At 60.4% G+C, this 20713-nt stretch carries 22 protein-coding genes; 9 read left to right on the top strand and 13 right to left on the bottom strand.

The annotated features are described in order from the left end of the window. Positions 1 to 52 precede the first annotated feature (52 nt). The 4 genes from RXV86_RS14920 to ruvC form a co-directional block, all read right to left on the bottom strand. On the bottom strand, positions 53 to 676 hold the full coding sequence (locus RXV86_RS14920; protein WP_316301042.1) for a hypothetical protein: 624 nt from the start codon (positions 674 to 676) through the stop codon (positions 53 to 55). 210 nt (positions 677 to 886) lie between these two features. Then, the gene (gene ruvB, locus RXV86_RS14915; protein ID WP_316301041.1) at positions 887 to 1915 is read right to left on the bottom strand and encodes a Holliday junction branch migration DNA helicase RuvB; all 1029 of its coding nucleotides are present in this window, start codon (positions 1913 to 1915) and stop codon (positions 887 to 889) included. 3 nt (positions 1916 to 1918) lie between these two features. Further along, complete coding sequence (ruvA, locus tag RXV86_RS14910) at positions 1919 to 2584, bottom strand: Holliday junction branch migration protein RuvA (protein ID WP_316301040.1); 666 nt, start codon at positions 2582 to 2584, stop codon at positions 1919 to 1921. Beyond that, the gene (gene ruvC, locus RXV86_RS14905) at positions 2581 to 3087 is read right to left on the bottom strand and encodes a crossover junction endodeoxyribonuclease RuvC (RefSeq protein ID WP_316301039.1); all 507 of its coding nucleotides are present in this window, start codon (positions 3085 to 3087) and stop codon (positions 2581 to 2583) included. Before ruvC ends, ruvA begins: the two co-directional genes overlap by 4 nt. A gap of 322 nt (positions 3088 to 3409) precedes the next feature. Here ruvC and RXV86_RS14900 point away from each other — a divergent pair, with 322 nt between their 5' ends. Then, entirely contained in the window at positions 3410 to 3616 is a 207-nt protein-coding gene (locus tag RXV86_RS14900) for a DUF1127 domain-containing protein (RefSeq protein WP_316301090.1), read from the top strand. A gap of 95 nt (positions 3617 to 3711) precedes the next feature. On the opposite strand, the gene RXV86_RS14895 is transcribed toward RXV86_RS14900, so the two are convergent. From RXV86_RS14895 to RXV86_RS14880, 4 genes are all read right to left on the bottom strand, one after another. Beyond that, positions 3712 to 4056, bottom strand: coding sequence for a hypothetical protein (locus RXV86_RS14895; RefSeq protein WP_316301038.1), 345 nt, complete (start codon positions 4054 to 4056; stop codon positions 3712 to 3714). A gap of 107 nt (positions 4057 to 4163) precedes the next feature. After that, complete coding sequence (locus RXV86_RS14890) at positions 4164 to 5033, bottom strand: 50S ribosomal protein L11 methyltransferase (RefSeq protein ID WP_316301037.1); 870 nt, start codon at positions 5031 to 5033, stop codon at positions 4164 to 4166. 1 nt (position 5034) lies between these two features. Beyond that, positions 5035 to 6429, bottom strand: coding sequence for an MATE family efflux transporter (locus RXV86_RS14885; protein WP_316301036.1), 1395 nt, complete (start codon positions 6427 to 6429; stop codon positions 5035 to 5037). A gap of 3 nt (positions 6430 to 6432) precedes the next feature. Then, positions 6433 to 7668, bottom strand: coding sequence for an MFS transporter (locus tag RXV86_RS14880; protein ID WP_316301035.1), 1236 nt, complete (start codon positions 7666 to 7668; stop codon positions 6433 to 6435). A gap of 108 nt (positions 7669 to 7776) precedes the next feature. Between RXV86_RS14880 and RXV86_RS14875 the strand changes: the two genes are divergently transcribed. Next, entirely contained in the window at positions 7777 to 8838 is a 1062-nt protein-coding gene (locus RXV86_RS14875; protein ID WP_316301034.1) for a YeeE/YedE family protein, read from the top strand. Between the two features lie 4 nt (positions 8839 to 8842). Here the strand turns inward: RXV86_RS14875 and RXV86_RS14870 are convergent, their stop codons facing one another. Further along, entirely contained in the window at positions 8843 to 11032 is a 2190-nt protein-coding gene (locus RXV86_RS14870) for a primosomal protein N' (RefSeq protein ID WP_316301033.1), read from the bottom strand. Positions 11033 to 11130: 98 nt separating this feature from the next. On the opposite strand from RXV86_RS14870, the gene fsa reads away from it, so the two are divergent. The 4 genes from fsa to RXV86_RS14850 are packed head-to-tail and all read left to right on the top strand — an operon-like array spanning position 11131 to position 14172. After that, positions 11131 to 11784 (top strand): fructose-6-phosphate aldolase, encoded by a 654-nt coding sequence (gene fsa / locus RXV86_RS14865; protein WP_316301032.1) that lies wholly within the window; start codon positions 11131 to 11133, stop codon positions 11782 to 11784. A gap of 36 nt (positions 11785 to 11820) precedes the next feature. Beyond that, on the top strand, positions 11821 to 12528 hold the full coding sequence (locus RXV86_RS14860; protein ID WP_316301031.1) for a DUF484 family protein: 708 nt from the start codon (positions 11821 to 11823) through the stop codon (positions 12526 to 12528). Continuing rightward, complete coding sequence (locus RXV86_RS14855) at positions 12525 to 13448, top strand: tyrosine recombinase XerC (protein WP_316301030.1); 924 nt, start codon at positions 12525 to 12527, stop codon at positions 13446 to 13448. The genes RXV86_RS14860 and RXV86_RS14855 overlap by 4 nt, the downstream gene beginning before the upstream one ends. Positions 13449 to 13467: 19 nt before the next feature. Beyond that, positions 13468 to 14172, top strand: coding sequence for a CDP-alcohol phosphatidyltransferase family protein (locus RXV86_RS14850; RefSeq protein ID WP_316301029.1), 705 nt, complete (start codon positions 13468 to 13470; stop codon positions 14170 to 14172). Between the two features lie 122 nt (positions 14173 to 14294). Here the strand turns inward: RXV86_RS14850 and RXV86_RS14845 are convergent, their stop codons facing one another. Beyond that, positions 14295 to 14753, bottom strand: a complete 459-nt coding sequence (locus RXV86_RS14845; RefSeq protein WP_316301028.1) for a methylated-DNA--[protein]-cysteine S-methyltransferase — start codon at positions 14751 to 14753, stop codon at positions 14295 to 14297. A 123-nt stretch (positions 14754 to 14876) separates the two neighbouring features. On the opposite strand from RXV86_RS14845, the gene RXV86_RS14840 reads away from it, so the two are divergent. Then, positions 14877 to 15380 carry a hypothetical protein gene (locus RXV86_RS14840; RefSeq protein ID WP_316301027.1) on the top strand — a complete coding sequence of 168 codons (504 nt, stop codon included), beginning with the start codon at positions 14877 to 14879 and terminating at the stop codon, positions 15378 to 15380. A gap of 63 nt (positions 15381 to 15443) precedes the next feature. On the opposite strand, the gene RXV86_RS14835 is transcribed toward RXV86_RS14840, so the two are convergent. Genes RXV86_RS14835 through RXV86_RS14825 form a run of 3 tightly spaced genes read right to left on the bottom strand, consistent with a single transcriptional unit; the run spans position 15444 to position 19388 of the window. Further along, positions 15444 to 16247, bottom strand: a complete 804-nt coding sequence (locus RXV86_RS14835) for a hypothetical protein (protein ID WP_316301026.1) — start codon at positions 16245 to 16247, stop codon at positions 15444 to 15446. Beyond that, entirely contained in the window at positions 16244 to 19165 is a 2922-nt protein-coding gene (gene ileS / locus RXV86_RS14830; RefSeq protein ID WP_316301025.1) for an isoleucine--tRNA ligase, read from the bottom strand. The genes RXV86_RS14835 and ileS overlap by 4 nt, the downstream gene beginning before the upstream one ends. 34 nt (positions 19166 to 19199) lie before the next feature. Further along, on the bottom strand, positions 19200 to 19388 hold the full coding sequence (locus RXV86_RS14825; RefSeq protein WP_316301024.1) for a hypothetical protein: 189 nt from the start codon (positions 19386 to 19388) through the stop codon (positions 19200 to 19202). Positions 19389 to 19436: 48 nt separating this feature from the next. On the opposite strand from RXV86_RS14825, the gene RXV86_RS14820 reads away from it, so the two are divergent. Beyond that, on the top strand, positions 19437 to 20051 hold the full coding sequence (locus tag RXV86_RS14820; RefSeq protein WP_316301023.1) for a hypothetical protein: 615 nt from the start codon (positions 19437 to 19439) through the stop codon (positions 20049 to 20051). 86 nt (positions 20052 to 20137) lie between these two features. Beyond that, positions 20138 to 20545, top strand: coding sequence for a group III truncated hemoglobin (locus RXV86_RS14815; RefSeq protein ID WP_316301022.1), 408 nt, complete (start codon positions 20138 to 20140; stop codon positions 20543 to 20545). Positions 20546 to 20713 lie beyond the last annotated feature (168 nt).

The raw sequence follows: 20713 nt of genomic DNA, 5'->3' as shown, positions 1-20713 counted from the left end.
GGCCGTACACGGGCACAGGGCGGTTGCAGGGTGTGCCTTTGCAGGGTCATCCTCACCCTCGCATCCGCGCAAACATCCGCAAAGAGTGGGCCGCGCCGTCCTGGTCCATCCCTGGCATCATCGGATCATACCCGGCCGCAATCACACTTGCGATCTCGGGCCGCAAAACCACCTGCCCCTCGGGCAGTTTTGCCAGCGGCGAGCGCTCGGCAAAGGCCGTCTCGCCCCAGAGCAGGATCACCTGCACCGCCTGGGCCAGCGCCAAGTCTTCTGCCGGCATCGCTCCCAACGCCCTGTCCATGCGCAGGAAGACGAACCCGGCCTTGATCTCGCCGGTTTTCTCGAAGCGGAAGAAGCGGTACTGGTTGGCCCCCCGTGCTTTCAATTTCTGCACCGTGTCGCCGATCTCGGGTACCATCTGCTCGAACCCTTCAAGCTCCAAGAGCTCGTCCCATTCACGGAAGAAGAAGAACATGAGGTTCGAGCCCAGCTCCGGATCGGTCTCGGCCATCTTGTGCCCGGCCAGCGTCACCACCGCCTCGATGGCCCCCTTGATCACGGACAATGTGTTGTCGTCAACGCCAAAAACCACCGGCACGATGGGTCGGCCCCAGCGGGCAAACAGATAACTCCCGTCGCCACGGGAAAACAGCTTTTCAATCTCGTCCGGTGTCATCGCTTGGGCCCTCTTTCGTCACGTGCCTCCACATGCCGCGAATGGTCCAGCAGGGCAAGCCCGTCGCATCTGCCCGAGACCCGGAAAAAAGTTGACGCCACCCCCGATTCGCCGGAGCCGCGCACCTGCCAGACGGATAGCCGGCAGGTGCCATACGGATTCCAGACCCCGGCTTTCTTTCGAAAATCCGTACCTAACGCAACGCCCGCCCTACCCGTCGAACAGGTCGTTCTGCCCCTTGGGTACGGGTGCCGCCAGCCCGAGATGGTTCCAACCCTTCTGCGCCAGCATTCGCCCGCGCGGCGTGCGCTGGATCAAACCCTGTTGCAACAGGAACGGCTCGATCACCTCTTCAATCGCATCGCGCGCTTCGGATAGCGCCGCCGCAAGGGTTTCGATCCCCACCGGGCCACCCTGATAATTCTCTGCAATCATAGTAAGATAACGCCGGTCCGCGCCGTCCAAGCCAAGGTGATCCACCCCCAACCGGGTCAGCGCTCCATCAGCCAGCGCCTTGGTGATCTTGCCATCACCCTCAACCAGTGCAAAATCCACCACCCGGCGCAGCAAGCGTCCGGCAATTCGTGGCGTGCCCCGTGAACGGCGGGCAATTTCCAAGGCCCCTTCCGCGTCTGCCATCACACCTAACTTGCGCGAATTGGCGGTAACGATCTGATTCAACTCGTGAATCTCGTAAAACTGTAGCCGCGTCGGAATGCCGAACCGGTCTCGCAGCGGAGTCGTCAACAGCCCCAACCGCGTAGTTGCGCCCACCAGCGTAAAGGGCTGCAATTCGATCCGCACCGTGCGTGCAGCCGGGCCTTCCCCGATCACCAGATCCAGCTCGAAATCCTCCATCGCCGGATAAAGCACCTCTTCCACCGCCGGGTTAAGGCGATGAATTTCATCGATAAACAGCACATCGTTGGCTTCAAGATTTGTCAGGATCGCCGCCAGGTCCCCCGCTTTGGCCAGCACCGGGCCGGACGTCATCCGGAACCCCACCCCCAACTCGCGCGCCATGATCTGTGCCAGCGTGGTCTTGCCCAGGCCGGGAGGCCCAAAGAACAGCGTGTGATCCATCGCCTCGCCGCGCATCCGGGCCGACTGGATGAACACCTTCAGGTTCGCCCGTGCCTCTTCCTGGCCGACGAACTCGTCCAACAATTGAGGCCGCAGCGCACGATCGGTATCCTCGGGCAAGGGGGTGGCGCGCAATGTGGGGTCAGGCTGTTCCATCCATTACCCCTTCGGCGCCAACAGCTTAAGCGCTTCACGAATAAGCGTGGCGGTATCGGTCTCGGGGGCCTCACCCGCAGCCTGTGCCACCGCGCCGGCAGCTTCACCGGGCGCGTAACCAAGATTCGACAGGGCCGAAAGCGCCTCGGACTGGGCCGCCATGTTGCCCTTGGGTACAGGTTGCGCCTTGAGGGCCGTCACAGGTTCGATTACTTCCGTCTCTTCGATCACCGGCACGTCCGGCGCGGTACCCCCCATCGCCATAACTGTGGGCGCCTTATCCTTTAGTTCATTCACCACCCGCTGCGCGGTCTTGGGGCCGACCCCCTTGGCAGCCTTCACCGCGTTCCAGTCGCCCAGCGCGATTGCACGGTTAACCCCTTCTGCACCCAGTGCACCCATGATCGCCATCGACGCCTTGGCCCCGATACCCTGAACACTCATCAGCAACCGGTGCCATTCTTTTTCGACAAGCGAGGTGAACCCGAAAAGCTGCAACAGGTCCTCGCGCACCAGAAGGTCGGTGTAGAGCGCCACCGCCTCGCCGGGGCCGGGTAGCGCCGCCAGAGTGCGGTCCGAGCAATAGACGAGGTAGCCCACGCCTTTCACGTCGATCAGCACGTGATCTTCGCCACGATAATCGATCCGGCCTGCAATCTTGCCAATCATGTGCCCACCTTCCTGAGCGCATCCCGCACCGCCGCACCGCTGCGGGTATGATGGGCGTGGCAAATCGCGACAGCCAGTGCATCCGCCGCGTCCGACCCTTCGATCTGCACGCCGGGAAGTTGCATCTTCACCATGTGGTCCACCTGCGCCTTTTGCGCGTGGCCGACACCAACAACGGTTTTCTTGACCGTGTTGGGGGCGTATTCACCCACTGCGAGCCCGGCTTGTGCCGGGACCAACAGGCAAATACCACGCGCTTGACCAAGTTTCAGCGTCGATGCGCCATCTTTGTTGACGAAGGTCTGTTCGACCGCCGCCGTATCGGGAGCAAACCGCGCCAGCACCGCGCTGAGTTGTTCATGCAATGACAACAACCTGGCAGCCAGATCAGATCCCACTGAGCGGCAAATACCATTGCCAACGTGGGACAATCGCGAGCCATCCACGTCGATCACACCCCAGCCGAGGTTCCGCAACCCGGGATCGATCCCTAAAACCCTCATGATTTTCCACTGCCCTGTTGCTTTTGGGAACCACTAGCACGAAACGGGAACATTTACCAAGGGCAAAGGTGAAAATGGCGAAAATCGACACGAGTTTCCCACAGGCGACATGAACGGTGCTTTTTGCAACCAAAAGCGACAAAAACGACACCCGAAAAGACGCATTTGGGCCTTATTTTCATGGTTTCTGGGACACAGGAAACCCATGCAAAAAATGCATAGGCCCTATGCAGTTTTCACCGCTTGTCGCAGCGCATTTCCCGGATTATCTGCCGTTTTGTTAAAACCGCTGACCATCAACTCCAGAAAAGGGAACACAGATATGGCTGCAATCGACACACCCCGCGTCACGCTCTCCGCTGACACACACGGCTTCTTCGGCCATATTTTTGCATCGGTGCAAGCGCGCTTCATTGCTTGGAACGACGCCCGCGTAACCCGCAACGCGCTATCGCAACTCAGCGATCGCGAGCTGGAAGATATCGGCCTGTGCCGCGGTGACATCGAATTCATCGCCGACAACCACTGAACCGCCGGACGCTTCTGTTCGCGACGGTTTGACGGACAAAGCCGCGCACCCATCTGGGTTGCGCGGCTTTTCTTTTGCATGACGGGGTGCGGAGATCAGCGCAGATAAGGTGCAATCTGTCCGGCGATGAGGATGGAAATCCGGTCGGGCTGCATAACCACAGCGCCAGCTTGTTCAACAAATGTGCCTTGGCGCAAGGCTTCCACACGTTCGGTATAGACGGGAAGACCAAACTGAGCCATCGCGATGGATTTGAATAGGGCGAGGCCCAAGGCCAGGTATAGTATCCCCTTGATCGAGATATTTGGCCCTTTGCGGGTACGGCGCGCCGCAATCGTGCCGTTTGCATTAACGACATAGGCCGCACGCTTGGGTGCGCGCCGGTGCGCCTTGTTGATCCCGTGCAGGCGCTTGTCGAAACTCTTTTGTCCACCAAGCATGGCAGCCTCCAGTGCTAGCCCCCACTGGATGATCTTAATTAAAGGTCCGAATTACGGCAGGATTATGGCATAATATTCGATTGAGGCCGGATTTCGACGAAAATGCGTTAGGGTTTTTCAAGCAGAAGCGTGGTCCATTCACCAATCTCATCGCGGGACACAAGATTGATGCCAGATCGTGCATAATGCTCGATCACCTCGTCGGCCTGCTCGTTCAGAATACCGGACAGAATCGCCCTGCCGCCCGGGGCCAGTGACACGCCCATATCCGAGGCCAGCGCGATCAGTGGCCCTTTGAGAATATTGGCAAAGATCAGATCAAAAGGCGCAGCCGCGCGCAGGTCCGGGTGATCGAACCCGGCAGCCTCGACGCAGCGGACTCGCTTCTCCAGCCCATTTGCCCGGACATTGGCCAACGCCACATCGACGGCGACCTCATCAATGTCGCTGGCCAACACCGGCTCAGGCCAGATCCGCGCCGCGGCCATCGCCAGAACGGCAGTGCCACAGCCAATGTCAACTGCGTTTCTTGCGTGAAACCCTTGTCCAATCAGATGATCCAACGCCCGCAGGCAGCCCAGCGTTGTGCCATGGTGCCCGGTGCCAAACGCCATCGCTGCCTCGATCAACAGCGGTTCAACTCCTTCGGGCACTTTGTCAGCGTCGTGGCTGCCATAGACAAAGAACCGCCCGGCCTCGACCGGGGCCAACTCGCGTTTGACCTCGGCAACCCAATCGGTTTCGGGCAATTCGGAAATGCTGAATGGTTTGGCGTCGAACATCGCTTCAAGCAAAGCCAGACCGGCCTTGTCCGGTTCTTCGGTAAAGTATCCGCCTACTTCCCACAGGCCCGAGCCGTCCTCGATTTCAAAAACACCTACGCCGGTGGGTTCCGGGGTCAGGTGTTCCATCGCTTCTCCCAAGGCTTGCGCCGCGGCTTTTCCGGTCAGGGTGGTCAGGGCAGTAAAGGTGGGCACGTCAACGCCTCCGGTATCTGTTCACGTCGCGGTAGCCCCGGCGCGCGGTCAGGTCAAGCGCCGACCCCGCATCGGCCCGGAACCGATGAACAAATCGCCAGGCCCAGAGCGCCGCCAGGATGCCGACCAATACCCCGACCATGGCCTGGCCATAGATAACACCAGGTGCGGCCCAAATACCGGCCGTCCACCACGCCACTGGCAGCAACAGCACCCCGTCTCGCAGCCAGTTGACCAGGGTTGAACGCATCGGCCGCCCCAGCGCGTTGAAGGCCGCGTTCGAGACATAAACCATGCCCATCACCATCTGTGCCGCCCCGGTGGTGAAAGTAAAGGCGCGCAGCACCTCTTCACCTGCGGCATCAAGGCCGAAGCCCCGCACCACCAGCGGTGTCACCAACATCAGCGCCCCCCAGGCGACCAGAGAATACAGGATACAGAAGATCAGCGCATCGCGATAAGTGCTGTGCAGCCTGTCATAAAGCCGGGCACCGTAATTTTGCCCGAAGATCCCGCCGATGGCGCCGCTGAGCGAGAAAATGCCGCCAAAGGCCATGACATAGAGCCGGTTGACCACGGCCCAAGCCGCCACCGCGCCATCACCGAACTGGGCCATGACACCGGTCAGCAGGTAGTTGCCGAACGGGGCGCTGAGTTGTGTCAGAATAGCCGGTGCGGCCAGTCCCAGGAAAGCGCGCGCATGTTCACGAACCGCCCACAGGCTGGGCCAGGCCAGAAGGTCATTGGTGCCAGTGGCAAAGCGCAACGCCATGACGGTCAGCACCAGACGGCTGATCACCAGGGCGGTTGCCGCGCCATCCAGCCCCATCCCCAACCACAATATAAGGATCGGATCGACCACCATGCTGACCGAGCCCGAGGTCAGGGTGACGAACATCGCCCGTTTGCCGTCGCCCTCGGCACGCAACGCCGCCGAACCGATGAGGCCGATCGCCATCAAGGCCAGCGACGGCACGGTCATCACCAGGTAACGTGCCGCCAGGGTCCGGGTCTCGCCTTCCGCGCCGACCATGTCCAGAAGTTGCCAGCGAAACAGGATGATCAACAGCGCCACCAGGCTTTGGATACCGCAGGTCATTACCATCGCCGCCGTTGCCAAGTGCCGCGCGCCCGCCCGGTCTCCCTGCCCTATACGGCGCGAAACCAGCGCGGTGGCCGCAATCATCAACCCCACACCAGACGAGACCGAGAAGAACTGTATCGCAAAAGCAAAGCCGATGGCCGCCATCAACCTCTCGTCGCCGAGCTGTGAAATCCAGAAGAGATTGGCGGCATCGACCAAGAAAACAAAGGTGATCCCCATCGCCCCGGTCAAGGTCATGCGCGCCACGTGGCCCATGGTCGGACCAGTCAGAAATCGGGCGTCGCGCGACATGACCTATTCGGCCGGACGCGTGGCAACGAACCGCGTGAAAATGGTTTCATTGCCCGGCTCCGGGTGGCGCGGGATCAACAGCGCCAGCAAGAGCGACACCCCGGCCATCATCGCCGCCAACATGAACACGGCCCCGGGCGAGACCAGCCAGAGATAGCCGAGCAATGCAGGCAGGACCACAGCTGCTATATGGTTGATCGTAAAGGCCACGGCAGCGGTCGGGGCGATATCTCCAGGATCGGCGATCTTTTGGAAATAGGTTTTCAGTGCCAAAGCCAGGGCAAAGAACATGTGATCAATCACGTACAGCGTCGCCGCAAGCACAACCCCCCAGCCGAAATAGTAGATCCCGCCATAGGCCAGAAACACGGACACCAGACCTACATATTCAAACACCAGTGCATTTCGCTCACCAAACTTCGCCACCGCCTGTCCCAGAAGGGGGGCAACAAAAATGTTGATCACCAGGTTGATAAGGTAAAGCGCCGTGACCTCGTGCACTTCGAAGCCGAATTTCTCGACCATCATGAAGCCGGCAAAGACCATGAAGATCTGCCGCCGGGCGCCGGACATGAACTGGAGTGCATAGTAAAGCCAATACCGTCTTCGCAGGATCATCTGTTTGCGCTGCGGATGCGGGGCCTCGAATTGCGGATAGGCAAAAAGGCAAAAGATCGCGATGGCAGCGGTGACGCCACCAGCAGTCAGGTAGACGAAGCTGTAACTCAGATCGAAACTCTTCCAGGTGAGAACGATCAACCCATACGCCACCAGAGTTGCCGCCGATCCAACCGCGAGAAGCACCCCCAGAACTTTCGGAGCACGATCCTTTGGCAACCATTGCAACTGAAGCGACTGGTTGACCGTCTCGTAGTAGTGAAAGCCGATGCTCGACAGCATGGTTATTGTCAAAATGCCGCCCATCGATGGAAAATATGCGGTCACCGCCGTCGCCACGCCCAGCAGGATCAGTGACACGATGCCGAGCACTTGCTCGCGGACGAAAATGATGATGGCAATCACCCCGATGGCCAGAAAGCCCGGGATTTCCCGAACCGTATGCAGCCAGCCATTGTCGGACCCGTCGAACCCGCCCACCTCGATGATGAAATTGTTTAGAAGTGCCGACCAGGTGGCAAAAGCAATCGGCATCGCCGCCGCCATCACGAACAACAAACTCACCGGCCGCCGCCAAATTGGAAGGGACGCCGCATCGGATATGGGAATCGTCTTGGTCATGGCCCGGCATACGTCTTTTCGCCGCACATTCCCAGCCTAGTGATCTAGATCAATGTGTCATATTAGAAAAACTGCATTTGTCCACAGGAATCATCGGAGCGGTGTGGCATGGATCTTGTACAACTTATCGAAATGATTGGTGAAAGCCGGACCGCGGCCCTTTTAGGTCTGATCACCGGTCTGGTCTTCGGAGTGGCGGCCCAACGTTCGCGGTTCTGCCTGCGTGCGGCGACGGTCGAGTTTGCCCGCGGGGTAATGCAAGACAAGGTTGCGGTTTGGCTCTTGACCATTTCCACCGCCATTGTCTGGGTCCAGGGGGCGGAGTTATTGGGGTTGATGCGCAGCGAAGACGCCCGCGTCATGGCCATTCCCGGCAGTTGGTCGGGTGCCATCATTGGTGGGCTTCTGTTTGGCATCGGCATGGTGTTGGCACGCGGCTGTTCCGGGCGGCTTCTGGTTCTGGCAGCAACCGGCAACCTGCGCTCAATCGTGTCAGGGCTGATCTTTGCCGTTGTGGCGCAGATGGCGCTATCAGGCTGGTTGTCGCCGGCGCGGGATTACCTGGCTTCGCTTTGGATCACAACTGGCGGACAAAACGTTGATTTGCTGTCCTATTTCGGCCTGCCGAAGATTTCTGGCCTGCTGATCGGCCTGGGTTTTGCTGTGCTGGCGCTGATCCTGTCAGCGCAATACAGGATCGGCTGGACACGGCTCGTCTTCGCCTCGGGCGTCGGGTTCGCCGTCGCGCTGGGCTACGTTCTGATCTTTTCGCTCAGCCAGGTGGCGTTCGAGCCCGTGGCGATCAAATCCGTCACGTTTTCAGGACCTTCCGCGCATACTCTGATGTTCTTCCTGGAACGCGACACGATCCTCGGGTTCGACGTCGGGCTGGTGATCGGCGTTGTAGTCGGGTCGTTCGCGTCCTCTGTCCTGGCGCGCGAGTTCAAGTTCCAGGGCTTTTCCGACACCTCGCGCATGCGCCGGGCGATGATCGGCGCAGTGCTGATGGGGTTCGGCGCGATGCTGGCAGGAGGCTGTGCCATCGGCGCGGGCGTGACCGGCGGGTCGGTCTTTGCCGGGACGGCCTGGCTGGCACTGTTCTCGATGTGGGTTGGCGCGATGGCCACGGATATCCTGTTCGATCAAAGCCGCGTGGCCGCCACCGTCTAGGTGCTCAATAGAAGCTCTGCGGGTCGATATCGACGGTCAGGCGGACGTTGTTGCCGGGCCTGACGCCACCAATCCACTTCGCCACCGCTTGTTGCAACGCCACACCCTTCGGGGCCTTGACCAGCAGGCGCACCCGGTGGCGCCCTCTGATCCGGGCAATCGGCGCTGGCGCCGGGCCAAACACCTGCGCCCCGACCTGCCTGAGCGGCCCATCACGGCGGGCCAATTCGGTGCCCAGATCAAACACCGTCTGCACATCCGGCGCCGACAGGATGATCCCGGCCATTCGGCCATAGGGCGGCACTCCGGCCCGGCGGCGCTCATCCGCCTCAGCCTTCCAGAATGCCTCTTCTTCACCCGCAAGGATGGCGCGAATGACGGGGTGTTCGGGTTGATAGGTCTGCAAGATTGCCTCGCCGGGTTTGTCGGCGCGCCCGGCCCGGCCCGACACCTGGCGCATCAATTGAAAGGTTCTTTCCGCGGCGCGCAGGTCTGAACCTTGCAATCCGAGGTCAGCATCGATCACGCCCACAAGAGTCAGCAGCGGGAAATTATGCCCCTTTGCAACCAGTTGCGTACCGATGATGATGTCCGCGCCGCCCTCGGCAATGTTTTCGATACCAGCCTTCAAAGCGCGCGCAGAGCCGAACAGATCCGACGACAGGGTGGCGATTCGAGCGTCGGGGAACAGTTCGGTCGCTTCTTCGGTCAGGCGTTCCACGCCCGGCCCGACGGCGGCCAGTTTACCCTCGGCCTGACAAGAAGGGCAGGCTTCGGGGATGGGTTTGCTTTCACCGCATTGGTGACAGATCAGCCGCTTCAGGAAACGATGTTCAACCATACGCGCGTCGCAGTGGTCACAACCGATCTGGAACCCGCAGGCGCGACAGATCGTGACCGGTGCATAGCCGCGCCGGTTGATGAACAACAGCGCCTGCTCGCCATTTTCGACACGCGATTTCACCGCGCCCGCCAGTTCGGGTGAAATCCAGCGGTTCGACGGCAGTTGCACCCCACGCATGTCCAGCGCCCGCATTTTCGGAAGCACCGCCGTGCCAAAGCGCGCGGTCAATTCCAGCTTGGTATATTTGCCCGCATCGGCGTTGGCCCAGCTTTCAAGCGACGGCGTAGCCGAAGCGAGGATCACCTGTGCGGAACACAGCGAGGCGCGTAAAACGGCCATATCGCGAGCGTTGTAAAGCACGCTATCCTCTTGTTTGTAGGAGGTATCATGCTCTTCATCGACGACGATCAGACCCAGATCAAGGAACGGCAGAAACAACGCCGAGCGTGCGCCGACAACCAGCTGGGCTCCGCCCTGCCCAACCATCTTCCACGCCCGGCGGCGTTCGGTCATGGTCACACCCGAGTGCCATTCGGCGGGTTTGGCCCCGAAACGCGCCTCGACCCGCGTCATGAACTCGGCCGTCAGGGCAATCTCAGGCAAGAGAACCAGAGCTTGCCGTTTTTGGCGCAAGCTTTCGGCAACCGCTTCGAGATAGACCTCGGTCTTGCCCGACCCTGTCACCCCGCGCAGAAGCGTTGTGCCATAGGTTCCGGCACTGATGCCTACGTTGAGCGTTGCAACCGCACCGGCCTGATCGCCCGTCAGATCCTTGCCGCCGAAATCAACGTCGAGATAGGGAAACGGGACATCGCGCGGCGTGTCCTCTTCCCGAACAACGCCTTGTTTAACAAGACCCTTGACCACTGAAGGTGTTACGCCAGCTGCCTGCGACAACTCTTTCAAAGTAAAGGATAACCCGCCGTACTCGGCCAAAGCTGCCATCACGCGGGCGCGGGCATCGGTCATTCGGTCCGGCTCACCCGCTCCGGGGCGGTAAACCTTGCGCATCGAGGGCGGATCGGACAGGCCCGGCGCACGGGTGGCCAGCCGCAGCATCGCCGACATGGGCGTTAGCGTGTAGGCGGCGGCGCGTTCCAGAAAGCCCTGCATTTCTTCGCGCATCGGGGCCACGTCGAGCACCCGGATCACCGAGCGGATTTTCGAGCGGTCATAGTCGCCCTTGCCCGGCCCCCAGACCACACCGATCACCTTGCGCGGGCCCAGAGGCACCTCGACAAAGGCACCTACATGACAGCCGCCGGCGGGTGCCTTGTAGTCGAGCAGCCGGTCGAGCGGTTGCGTGGTTTGCACCGCAACAAGATCGCCTTGGTCGAAAAAGTCTTTCACGCCCGCAATGCCCGCCAGTTGGATTAAGGGTTTCGAGAGGTCAATCTATCGGTTAAACCCGCCGCTGACAAAACCCAACCCACGCAAGGTTTAAAACCATGAAATTTTTTGTAGACACCGCCGAGGTCGACGCGATTGCCGAGCTGAACGACCTGGGCATGGCAGATGGTGTGACCACCAACCCGTCGCTGATCATGAAGTCGGGCCGTGACATTGTCGAGGTCACGAAAGAAATCGCCGAGATGATCGACGGGCCGGTCAGTGCCGAAGTGGTGGCGCTCAAAGCCGACGCGATGATCGAAGAGGGCCGCAAGCTTGCCAAGATCGCCGATAATATCGCGGTGAAAGTGCCGCTGACATGGGATGGGTTGAAAGCCTGTAAGGTGTTGTCTTCCGCAGGAAATATGGTCAACGTCACCCTGTGCTTCAGCGTCAATCAGGCGATCCTTGCCGCCAAGGCCGGCGCGAGCTTCATCAGCCCCTTCATTGGGCGTCTAGATGACATCAACCTCGACGGGATGGACCTGATTGCCGATATCCGCGAGGTCTATGACAACTACGGGTTTGAAACCGAGATTCTAGCAGCCTCGATCCGGTCGGTGAATCACATCGCCGATTGTGCCCGCATCGGGGCTGACGTCATCACCTCGCCGCCCAACGTGATCAAGGCAATGGTCAAGCACCCGCTGACCGATAACGGGCTTGCGGCATTTATGGCCGATTGGGAAAAAACAGGGCAGAATATTCTGTAACCTATGATATAAAGCCCGAAAATTAACGAGGCAAAAATGAGCAGTTCGCCCCGTATGGACGATTCCCTTCGCGAGAAAATCATCGCGGACCCCGAGGTTATCCTTGAAGATCAGGACGTTATGCGCGCCCTGATCGCGGCCAATGAACGCTCGATGGGCGGCAATATCGTCGATCTGCGTGGTATCGCGATGGAGCGGCTTGAAGCCCGGCTGGACCGGCTTGAAGACACCCATCGCAGCGTGATTGCGGCGGCCTACGAAAATCTGGCTGGCACCAACCAGGTGCATCGAGCCATTCTGCGGATGTTGGACCCCACGGAATTTGAAAGCTTCCTGCGCGATCTGAGCGGGGAAGTGGCAGAGATTTTGCGGGTGGATTGCGTCAAGCTGGTACTGGAATCGGTGCAGAGCGACGATGACCCGGCTGTGCAACGGCTGGGCCAGGTGCTGAGCGTGGCCGAGCCGGGCTATATCGACGCGTACGTCACCGGCGAGCGCGGCGCGCCGATGCGGCAGGCGACATTGCGCCAGATCGACAAGGGCGACGACGATGTCTATGGCGACAAGGCGAGCTGGATCCGCTCCGAGGCCTGCCTGACGCTGGACCTGGGCGAGGGCAAACTGCCGGGGATGCTGATCATGGGATCAGAGGATCCGCACTTGTTCACTCCACAGCAAGGCACTGATCTTCTTGTATTTTTTGCGGGCGTTTTTGAAAGAGCGATGCGCCGCTGGCTGTCATGAGCCTGATTTCGCCAGCCGCGCGTGATGCGCTTGAGGGCTGGCTGGCGCACGCAAAAGCGCTCAAAGGTGCGTCCCCGAACACACTGGATGCCTATGGCCGTGACGTGGGTGGGTTTCTGGCGTTCATCACCGAACACAAGGGCGAGGCCCAGGGGATCAAGCCGCTGATGGCCGTGAGCATCAGCGACATGCGCGCCTGGATGGTATTCACCCGTGGCACCGGGGTCGGACCACGCAGCCTGGCGCGGAAACTTTCCTCGGTGAAAAGCTTCTTTCGTTGGCTGAGCGAGCGCGAAGGCGCCGAAATCAGCGCGGTTCTGGCGGCGCGCTCACCGAAATTCCAGCGCAAGCTGCCGCGCCCGCTGGCCGTGGATGCGGCACGGGCCATGATCGACACGGTCGAGCTGCAACATGCCGAGCCATGGATCGCAGCGCGCGACATGGCGGTGATTACCCTTCTGTACGGCTGCGGGCTGCGGATTTCCGAAGCGTTGAGTTTGAATGGGTGCGATGCGCCTTTACCGCCCGTGCTGCGTATTGTCGGCAAGGGAGGTAAAGAAAGGGTTGTTCCAGTGATCGATGCGGCCCGACAAGCGGTCGAGCGCTATCTGAGCGAATGCCCTTATCCGCAAGAAGACGACGGACCGATGTTTCGTGGCACCCGCGGGGGGCGGCTCAATCCGCGGGCGATCCAAAAGGTAATGGAGCAGGTCCGGGCGCAACTGGGATTACCGGCGAGCGCCACGCCGCACGCGATGCGCCATTCCTTTGCCACGCATTTGCTGAGCGCGGGGGGCGATCTGCGCAGCATTCAGGAGCTGTTGGGCCACGCCTCGCTTTCGACGACGCAAGCCTATACTAGTGTGGACCAGGCGCGCCTGATGGAAGTCTATGACAAGGCCCATCCCAAGGCCGGGTAGACGCGGAGAGGGAGAGAAAATGTCAAACCAATTCAAGGCATTGTCGGTTCATCTTCTGACCGCGACCGGGGCGGTTTTTGCCATGCTGGCGATGCTTGAAGCGACTCAGAAACAGTGGGACATGATGTTCCTGTGGCTGGTGGTGGCCTTTGCCGTGGACGGGCTCGACGGGCCATTGGCGCGCAAATACCAGGTCAAGGAATACGCAGCCGAGTTCGACGGGGTGCTGCTCGATCTGATTATCGATTACCTGACATATGTCTTCATTCCCGCCTTTGCCTTGTTCAAATCAGGGCTATTCGAGGGGTGGACCGGGTGGTTTGTGATCATCGTGATCACCTTTACCAGCGCCTTGTATTTTGCCGATACGCGCATGAAAACAAAGGATAATTCCTTTTCCGGTTTTCCCGGGTGCTGGAACATGGTGGCGATTGTCGTCTTTGCGCTGACGCCCAATTTCTGGGTCATTCTTGCGCTGGTGACAGGACTGGCCGTGGCGATGTTCCTGCCGCTGAAATTTGTCCACCCGGTGCGCACGGAACGCTGGAGAAATGTAACATTACCAATGGCTTTGGCCTGGACCTTCTTTGCCGGTTGGGCGGCGTGGGTCGATTTTCACCCGCAGAGCTGGGCCAGTTGGGGGTTGATCATCACCAGCGTCTATCTGCTGTTTGCCGGGATCGCCCAGCAAATCATTTATGAGCGGGGCGCCCCGGCAGGTTAACAGCCAAATTTTGGCGGATGTCTGGTGTATGGAATCCGTCTGGTTTCCGGCTGGCATCCGTCTGGCGTTCGGTGGGGCAGGATCTCGTTCAGGAAGACGTTAAAGCGGCGCGCGCTGCGTTATCAGATCAGCAATCCGCCGGCTTTTTCATGGCGCAAGAGCCAGACTTTCGTCTCGACCCCGCCGGCGCCCGAAAACCCGGTGAGGTTGCCCCCTGCCCCCATCACGCGATGGCAAGGGATGATCACCGGGATCGGGTTGCCGCCACAGGCCTGTCCCACCGCTTGCGCGGGAACCTCCAGCGCCTTGGCAATGTCGCCATAGGTCAAGGTCTCGCCCAGCGGGATGGCCAGTATGGCGTCACAAACCGCGCGCTGGAAATCGGAGCCGTGAACGCGGAGCGGCAGGTCGAATTCGGCTCGCGTGCCGGCGAAATACTCTGTGAGTTGATCACGCGCCTTGAGCAGCAGCGGGGTTTCGTCGGCACCGCCGCCCGCGTCCCATTCGGCGCGGATGATGGCACCTTCTTCCTCGGTGATCGAGAACAGGCCGGTTGGGGTATCGAGGGTCAGGCGGGGCATGGATGGAACATGCCTTATCACGTCATCGCCAAGCAATCCGTTTCCTGCACTTCCTGTCAATGATCCGTATCATGGTGCACGCGCGGTAGACTGAACGACAATCGCTGCGAGGAGGGCAACGTGATGAAACGCATATGCAGTCGTGCCTTTGTGGGTTTGGTTTCCATCTTCCTGCTCGCGGTGCAGCCTACCGAGGCAGGGCCGAGGGCAATTGACGGCAAAGGATGGACTGCCGTTTTGCCAGCGGGGTGGAGCATGCGAAGAGTTGACCGTATCACAACCGAGTTGTGGTCTGCGGACAAAACCGCTCTCTGTGGTATTCACGTGACCAAATCCGCCTTTAAGTCTTCTTCAGAATTAGCAGCGTACCTGTCAAACTTTACAAAGAGAGAGCTTGCGAAGCAGGGGCTTTCCCAGGTTCGGCTCAGTTACCGGAAGGCTAAAACAAAATCCGGCGCTCAGGGCTATGAGGAGTTGGTCGATCTCCGAACAGGCGGGCGTTCTAAGCGCCTGTATTTCGTTGTCGGAAAAAAGGCTTACGCCTTGGATTGCGAAACCGGTACGAGCTTTTGGAAGATGCATCAGCCTGCATTTAATCAAGTCCTGCAGTCTTTCGACATAAAATAGTGCGCCACGACCTGACACGTCCGTTCATGACGACAGTTGGCCTCGGATACGGAGCCTCGCTGCTTACAGATGCGGCCTGCGACCCGTGACCTTGTGGCTGATCACTTCGCGCAGGCGGCGAAACACCGCCCCGGCAAGATTGGGCCAGCTGAGTGGCACCAGCACGACAAGCCCGTGGCCATGTGCATAGCCCGGGTTTCGTTTCCGGTAATAGGCAACGTCGAGGCGGTTGTCCTGATGGGACAGCACGGCCTCCTGCGGGGTCTCGATCGTGGTCCAGCCTGCGTCGCGCACCAGCGGATCGGACGGATCGACCGCCGGAAAGTGGAAGCTTTCACTCAGATCAAGCGCCAGATCGCGCACCCTGTCGGGCATGTCACGGTCGGGCGTCGGGTAGATCTTGGGGAAATACTTGTAGAACAGGTGGTAGGACGAGACATGCACCAGCGTCCCGAGATAGTAGAGCGGCGTGAACGGGTGGCGCAGTTTCTGCCGCAGCGCCCGGGTGATGCCGAACCAATAGGTGCTGCCGCGACCGCGGAAATCGGGGTGCAACCCCGCCTCGGCCCGGAGCACCAGATAGGTGCGGCCATTGAGCTTGCGGCGATAGCGGTGCACGGCACAGAACCCGACGGTGGCGCCGGCCTCGTCGAGATAGAGCCGCACCATGTTGCGTTCCGCGTCGGGGAACATGACGTGGTCGAGGAACTCTTCCTTCTCGGGCCCGTGGAAGATCAGTTGCTGGACGGGATAGAGCGCGTCCCCCAGCGCCCTCCGCGCGGTGGCATCAAGCCGGTCGATATCAACCGTGCGCTGGCCGGCAATTTGCCTGGCCAGCGCGGTATCGGTTGATGTGCGATCACTCATCCCAGCGCCGCGTCACAGCGGCCGCAGACACCGCCATGGCCGTGGGTGCCCACGTCCGGCAGGATTTTCCAGCAGCGCTGGCATTTCTCACCGTCTGCCTTCTCGAACACCACGCCGACGCCTTCGATTTCCGGCAGGCGGAAGGCCTCAGCTGGCATTGGGTCACCAGTCAACGCGATGGCCGAGGTGATGCAGATGTCATCAAAGGCCACCGATTTCAGCGCTGCAAGCATGTCCTCTTCACGGATGTGGACCACCGGAGCGGCCTCGAGCGAGGCCCCAATCACCTTGTCGCTACGCTGCACTTCCAGCGCGGCGGTCACGACACGACGGGCCTTGCGGACCTTGGACCATTTTGCGGCCAGCGGTTCATTGAGCCAATCGGCGGGCGTGTCGGGGAAATCCGTGAGGTGCACAGAGCCCGCATCGTCGGGGAAGCGCGACAGCCAAACGTCTTCCATGGTGAAAACCAAGATCGGCGCCAACCATGTGGTCAGGCGGTGGAACAGAATGTCGAGAACCGTGCGGGCGACATGCGCCCGGGGGCTTTCGCCATCGCAGTAAAGCGCGTCCTTGCGGATGTCGAAGTAGAAGGCCGACAGGTCCACGGTGCAGAAGTTGAACACCGCCGAGAAGACGCCCTGGAAATCGAATGCCTTGTAGCCAGTGCGCACGGTGTGGTCGAGCTCGGCCAGACGGTGCAGAACCCATTGTTCCAGCTCGGGCATGTCGGCGGGCGCGACGCGTTGGCTTTCGTCGAACTGCGACAAAGATCCCAGCATGAAGCGCATGGTGTTGCGCAAGCGGCGATAGCTGTCGGCCACACCTTTGAGGATTTCCGGACCGATCCGCTGGTCGGCGGTGTAATCGGTCTGGGCCACCCAGAGGCGCAGGATGTCGGCGCCGTATTGCTTGATCACCTCGTCCGGCACGATGGTGTTGCCGAGCGATTTGGACATCTTGTTGCCCTTCTCGTCCAGCGTGAAGCCGTGGGTGACGACGTTGCGATAGGGCGCACGGCCCATGGTGCCGCAGGCCTGCAGCATCGAGGAATGGAACCAGCCGCGGTGCTGGTCGGTGCCTTCCATATAGACATCGGCGATGCCGTCCTCGGTGCCGTCTTCACGGTCGCGCAGGACGAAGGCGTGGGTCGAACCACTGTCGAACCAGACGTCAAGCACGTCAAACACCTGCTCCCAGTCTTCGGCATGGTAGTCATTGCCGAGGAAGCGGTCCTTGGCGCCGGTTTTGTACCAGGCGTCGGCGCCTTCTTCCTCGAACGCCTGCACGATGCGGGCGTTGACGGCATCGTCACGCAGCAGGAAACCTTCGTCCGTGGGCAGTTTGCCCTTGCGGGTGAAGCAGGTGAGCGGAACACCCCAGGCACGTTGACGCGACAGCACCCAGTCTGGGCGCGCCTCGATCATCGAATAGAGCCGGTTGCGGCCCGTCTGAGGGGTGAATTTCACCAGGTTGTCGATGGAATTCAGCGCCCGTTCACGGATCGTGGTGCCATGCTCATTGTTGCCACCTGCATCCTTGTCGATCGCGGCAAACCACTGGGGCGTGTTGCGATAGATCACCGGGGCCTTGGAGCGCCAGCTATGCGGATAGGAGTGCTTGATCTTGCCACGCGCCAGCAGCCCGCCAACCTCGACCAGTTTGTTGATCACGGCGGTGTTGGCGTCGCCTTCCTTGCCCTTGCGGTTGAGGATGTAGGTGCCGCCAAAGAACGGCAGATCGGCGCGGAAACCGCCATCGTCCATCACGTTGTAGGTGATGACCTGTTCCAGCATGCCCAGATCGCGGTAGAGCTCGTATTCTTCCATCCCGTGGGACGGGGCGCAGTGCACGAAGCCGGTGCCTTCTTCGTCGCTGACAAAATCGGCGGCGCGGAAGTCGCGCAGGTCGTCCCATTCGCCATTGGCGCCTTCGGCCCCGTGGAGGGGGTGTTTGAGGGTCAGACCGGCCAGTTCCGAGGTCGGTACATCGCGCACACGGGTCCACATGCCATCCTCGAGCCGGGCGCGGGCAAAGGTGTCAGTGGCGCGGGTGTCGGCCAGGATATAGCGGTCACCAGTTGCAGCCCAGCATTCGTCGGGCGTGTCGGTGACCTCGTAGAGGCCGTATTCGACGTGATCGCCGAATACCACAGCCTTGTTCGACGGGATGGTCCAGGCAGTGGTGGTCCAGATCACCACATTGGCCCCTTGCAGGTCACCCTCGGTCGCGACCGGAAATTTCACCCAGATGGTGAAGCTGTCCTTATCGTGGTATTCGACCTCGGCCTCGGCCAGGGCGGTCTGTTCCATCGGCGACCACATCACCGGTTTCGAGCCCTGATACAAAGTACCGTTCATCAGGAACTTCTGGAACTCGGCGGCGATCACTGCCTCGGCGTGGAAATTCATCGTCAGGTACGGATCGGGCCAGTTGCCGGTGACGCCAAGGCGTTTGAATTCCTCGCGCTGGATGTCGATCCAGCCATCGGCAAAGGCCCGGCATTCCTGACGGAAGTCGACGATGTCGACCTCGTCCTTGTTCTTGCCCTTCTTGCGGTATTGTTCCTCGATCTTCCATTCGATCGGCAACCCGTGACAGTCCCAGCCGGGGACGTAACGGCTGTCAAAGCCCATCATCTGATGCGAACGCACAATCATGTCCTTGATCGTCTTGTTCAGGGCGTGGCCGATGTGCAAATGACCGTTGGCATAGGGCGGGCCATCGTGCAGCACGAAGGGCGGGCGGTTTTCGGCCTTGCCCTGTTCGCGCAGGCTGTCGTAGACGCCGATGTTTTCCCAGCGCGCCAACCATTTGGGTTCGCGCTTGGGCAGGCCCGCGCGCATCGGGAAATCGGTCTGCGGCAGGTTCAGGGTGGATTTGTAGTCGCGTTTGTCTGCGGGGGTCTGATCGGTCATGGCCCGTATCTTTCCTGTATGGGGGTATTCGGTTTCACGAGATCGGCGTGGCATTCCATACGCCTTGGCCCGGCGGCTCTTGCCTCAGAGCGCCGGGGAAATAATTCGAATAATGATCGTCACGAAACCTGTCATCTTGAGCGGCGTTATAGGGCGGGTTGCGCGGGGCGTCCAGAGGCGGAATGGCGCGGGCGGACGAGAAGCCTTGCATCAGGACCGGCATGACGCTAGAGAGCGTCAAAACAGCTATAACGTGTTTAGGACATTGATGATGAGTGTATTGCGCATTGCATGCTTTACCGCTGCGGCGGCCCTGCTTGTGAGCGGCTGCGACGAGCAGGCCAAGCAGACGGCACAGACCTCTGCCCCAACTGCGGACAGCGCGACCAAGAGCCCGACCAAACCCGCGGCCAAGCCGCAAAAGCAAACCCGCAAGCCCACCACGCAGCAAACCGCGACCTACAGGCTGTCCGACGGCGTGCAGCTGACCAAACAGGGCAAGGCAATGAAGATGCAGGCAGTGACGCCGGTGGTTCTCACGTTCGACAAGGCAGATTTCGACCTGCCCCAGGCTGCCTGGAGTGCGGATTGCACGCTGACAAGCACAACTTTCACCGCCAAGACCAAGGTCGACAAACCCCTGAACCTGCCTGGATATGGGAAACAGACACCGCCGATGACAGTGGCGTGCGCTGTCGGTGCGAAGACACTGACCAAGGCCGTCAATGCGGTGAACCTGACGACTGAAACACGTCAGGCACAGTCAAAAATGCTGATGATGGGATTCGGGATGATCGCGGTGATGGCCGCGGCCAAGCAGGCCGAGAAATTTGACAAAACGCCGAATGTCTATGGCTACCCGCTGAAGATATACATCGACGACTGAGGTCCCAAGGATGGCGCGACATCAGGGCGCCTGACAGGGTCAGGAAAAACAGCTAGGGTCCGGCCGGTGACAGGAGACCGCACGAGATGACTGCCCTACCCCCGAAGTTCGATGTGACCCGCGCGGATATCGAGCGGGTGGTGGCAACCTTCTATGCACGTATTCGAGAACACCCCGGGCTGGGGCCAGTCTTTGCGGCACATGTTGAGGATTGGCCGGCGCATGAGGCCAAGATTGCCCGGTTCTGGGCGAATGCGATCCTGAACGAGCGTGACTATGACGGCAACCCGATGGTGGCGCATATGCAGGCGGGCAATGTGCGCCCGGGCATGTTCGAGATCTGGCTAGATCTGTTCGATCGGGTGTTGGCGCAGGAATTGCGCGAGGACCAGGCACGGGCCTGGTCGGCACTGGCCCACAAGATCGGGCGGGCCCTGCGGGCAGGCGTTGTCGAGCGGATACAGGGACCGGGCGGGGTGCCGATCCTGCGGTGAGAAGGGCAACGTCGCACTTAAGGCGGCCCTCTCGCATGGACGTACGGTTTTTTAGCCGGGATGGGACCTTTGAGGATGAACCGTGCGATCACCAGACCGTGGGATGGTGGTCCAACACACGTTTGAACAACTTTATCTCCGAGAAATCCGTACTAACTCTCTGCGTTG

Source organism: Aliisedimentitalea sp. MJ-SS2 (assembly GCF_032586155.1).
In the GTDB taxonomy this organism is placed as follows: Bacteria; Pseudomonadota; Alphaproteobacteria; order Rhodobacterales; family Rhodobacteraceae; genus JAWHTC01.
The sequence above is the reverse complement of the archived record's forward strand: the minus strand, read 5'-3'. Positions and strand labels throughout refer to the sequence as shown.

What these genes read in the sequence shown, in the direction of transcription:
- ruvA (WP_316301040.1), bottom strand. Translation starts at nt 2,584, where the DNA reads ATGATTGGCAAGATTGCAGGCCGGATCGATTATCGTGGCGAAGATCAC.
- RXV86_RS14820 (WP_316301023.1), top strand. Translation starts at nt 19,437, where the DNA reads ATGAGTGTATTGCGCATTGCATGCTTTACCGCTGCGGCGGCCCTGCTT.
- RXV86_RS14885 (WP_316301036.1), bottom strand. Translation starts at nt 6,429, where the DNA reads ATGTCGCGCGACGCCCGATTTCTGACTGGTCCGACCATGGGCCACGTG.
- fsa (WP_316301032.1), top strand. Translation starts at nt 11,131, where the DNA reads ATGAAATTTTTTGTAGACACCGCCGAGGTCGACGCGATTGCCGAGCTG.
- RXV86_RS14825 (WP_316301024.1), bottom strand. Translation starts at nt 19,388, where the DNA reads ATGCCGGTCCTGATGCAAGGCTTCTCGTCCGCCCGCGCCATTCCGCCT.
- RXV86_RS14850 (WP_316301029.1), top strand. Translation starts at nt 13,468, where the DNA reads ATGTCAAACCAATTCAAGGCATTGTCGGTTCATCTTCTGACCGCGACC.
- RXV86_RS14815 (WP_316301022.1), top strand. Translation starts at nt 20,138, where the DNA reads ATGACTGCCCTACCCCCGAAGTTCGATGTGACCCGCGCGGATATCGAG.
- RXV86_RS14880 (WP_316301035.1), bottom strand. Translation starts at nt 7,668, where the DNA reads ATGACCAAGACGATTCCCATATCCGATGCGGCGTCCCTTCCAATTTGG.
- RXV86_RS14895 (WP_316301038.1), bottom strand. Translation starts at nt 4,056, where the DNA reads ATGCTTGGTGGACAAAAGAGTTTCGACAAGCGCCTGCACGGGATCAAC.
- RXV86_RS14840 (WP_316301027.1), top strand. Translation starts at nt 14,877, where the DNA reads ATGAAACGCATATGCAGTCGTGCCTTTGTGGGTTTGGTTTCCATCTTC.
- RXV86_RS14845 (WP_316301028.1), bottom strand. Translation starts at nt 14,753, where the DNA reads ATGCCCCGCCTGACCCTCGATACCCCAACCGGCCTGTTCTCGATCACC.
- ruvB (WP_316301041.1), bottom strand. Translation starts at nt 1,915, where the DNA reads ATGGAACAGCCTGACCCCACATTGCGCGCCACCCCCTTGCCCGAGGAT.
- ruvC (WP_316301039.1), bottom strand. Translation starts at nt 3,087, where the DNA reads ATGAGGGTTTTAGGGATCGATCCCGGGTTGCGGAACCTCGGCTGGGGT.
- RXV86_RS14875 (WP_316301034.1), top strand. Translation starts at nt 7,777, where the DNA reads ATGGATCTTGTACAACTTATCGAAATGATTGGTGAAAGCCGGACCGCG.
- RXV86_RS14860 (WP_316301031.1), top strand. Translation starts at nt 11,821, where the DNA reads ATGAGCAGTTCGCCCCGTATGGACGATTCCCTTCGCGAGAAAATCATC.
- RXV86_RS14835 (WP_316301026.1), bottom strand. Translation starts at nt 16,247, where the DNA reads ATGAGTGATCGCACATCAACCGATACCGCGCTGGCCAGGCAAATTGCC.
- ileS (WP_316301025.1), bottom strand. Translation starts at nt 19,165, where the DNA reads ATGACCGATCAGACCCCCGCAGACAAACGCGACTACAAATCCACCCTG.
- RXV86_RS14900 (WP_316301090.1), top strand. Translation starts at nt 3,410, where the DNA reads ATGGCTGCAATCGACACACCCCGCGTCACGCTCTCCGCTGACACACAC.
- RXV86_RS14855 (WP_316301030.1), top strand. Translation starts at nt 12,525, where the DNA reads ATGAGCCTGATTTCGCCAGCCGCGCGTGATGCGCTTGAGGGCTGGCTG.
- RXV86_RS14920 (WP_316301042.1), bottom strand. Translation starts at nt 676, where the DNA reads ATGACACCGGACGAGATTGAAAAGCTGTTTTCCCGTGGCGACGGGAGT.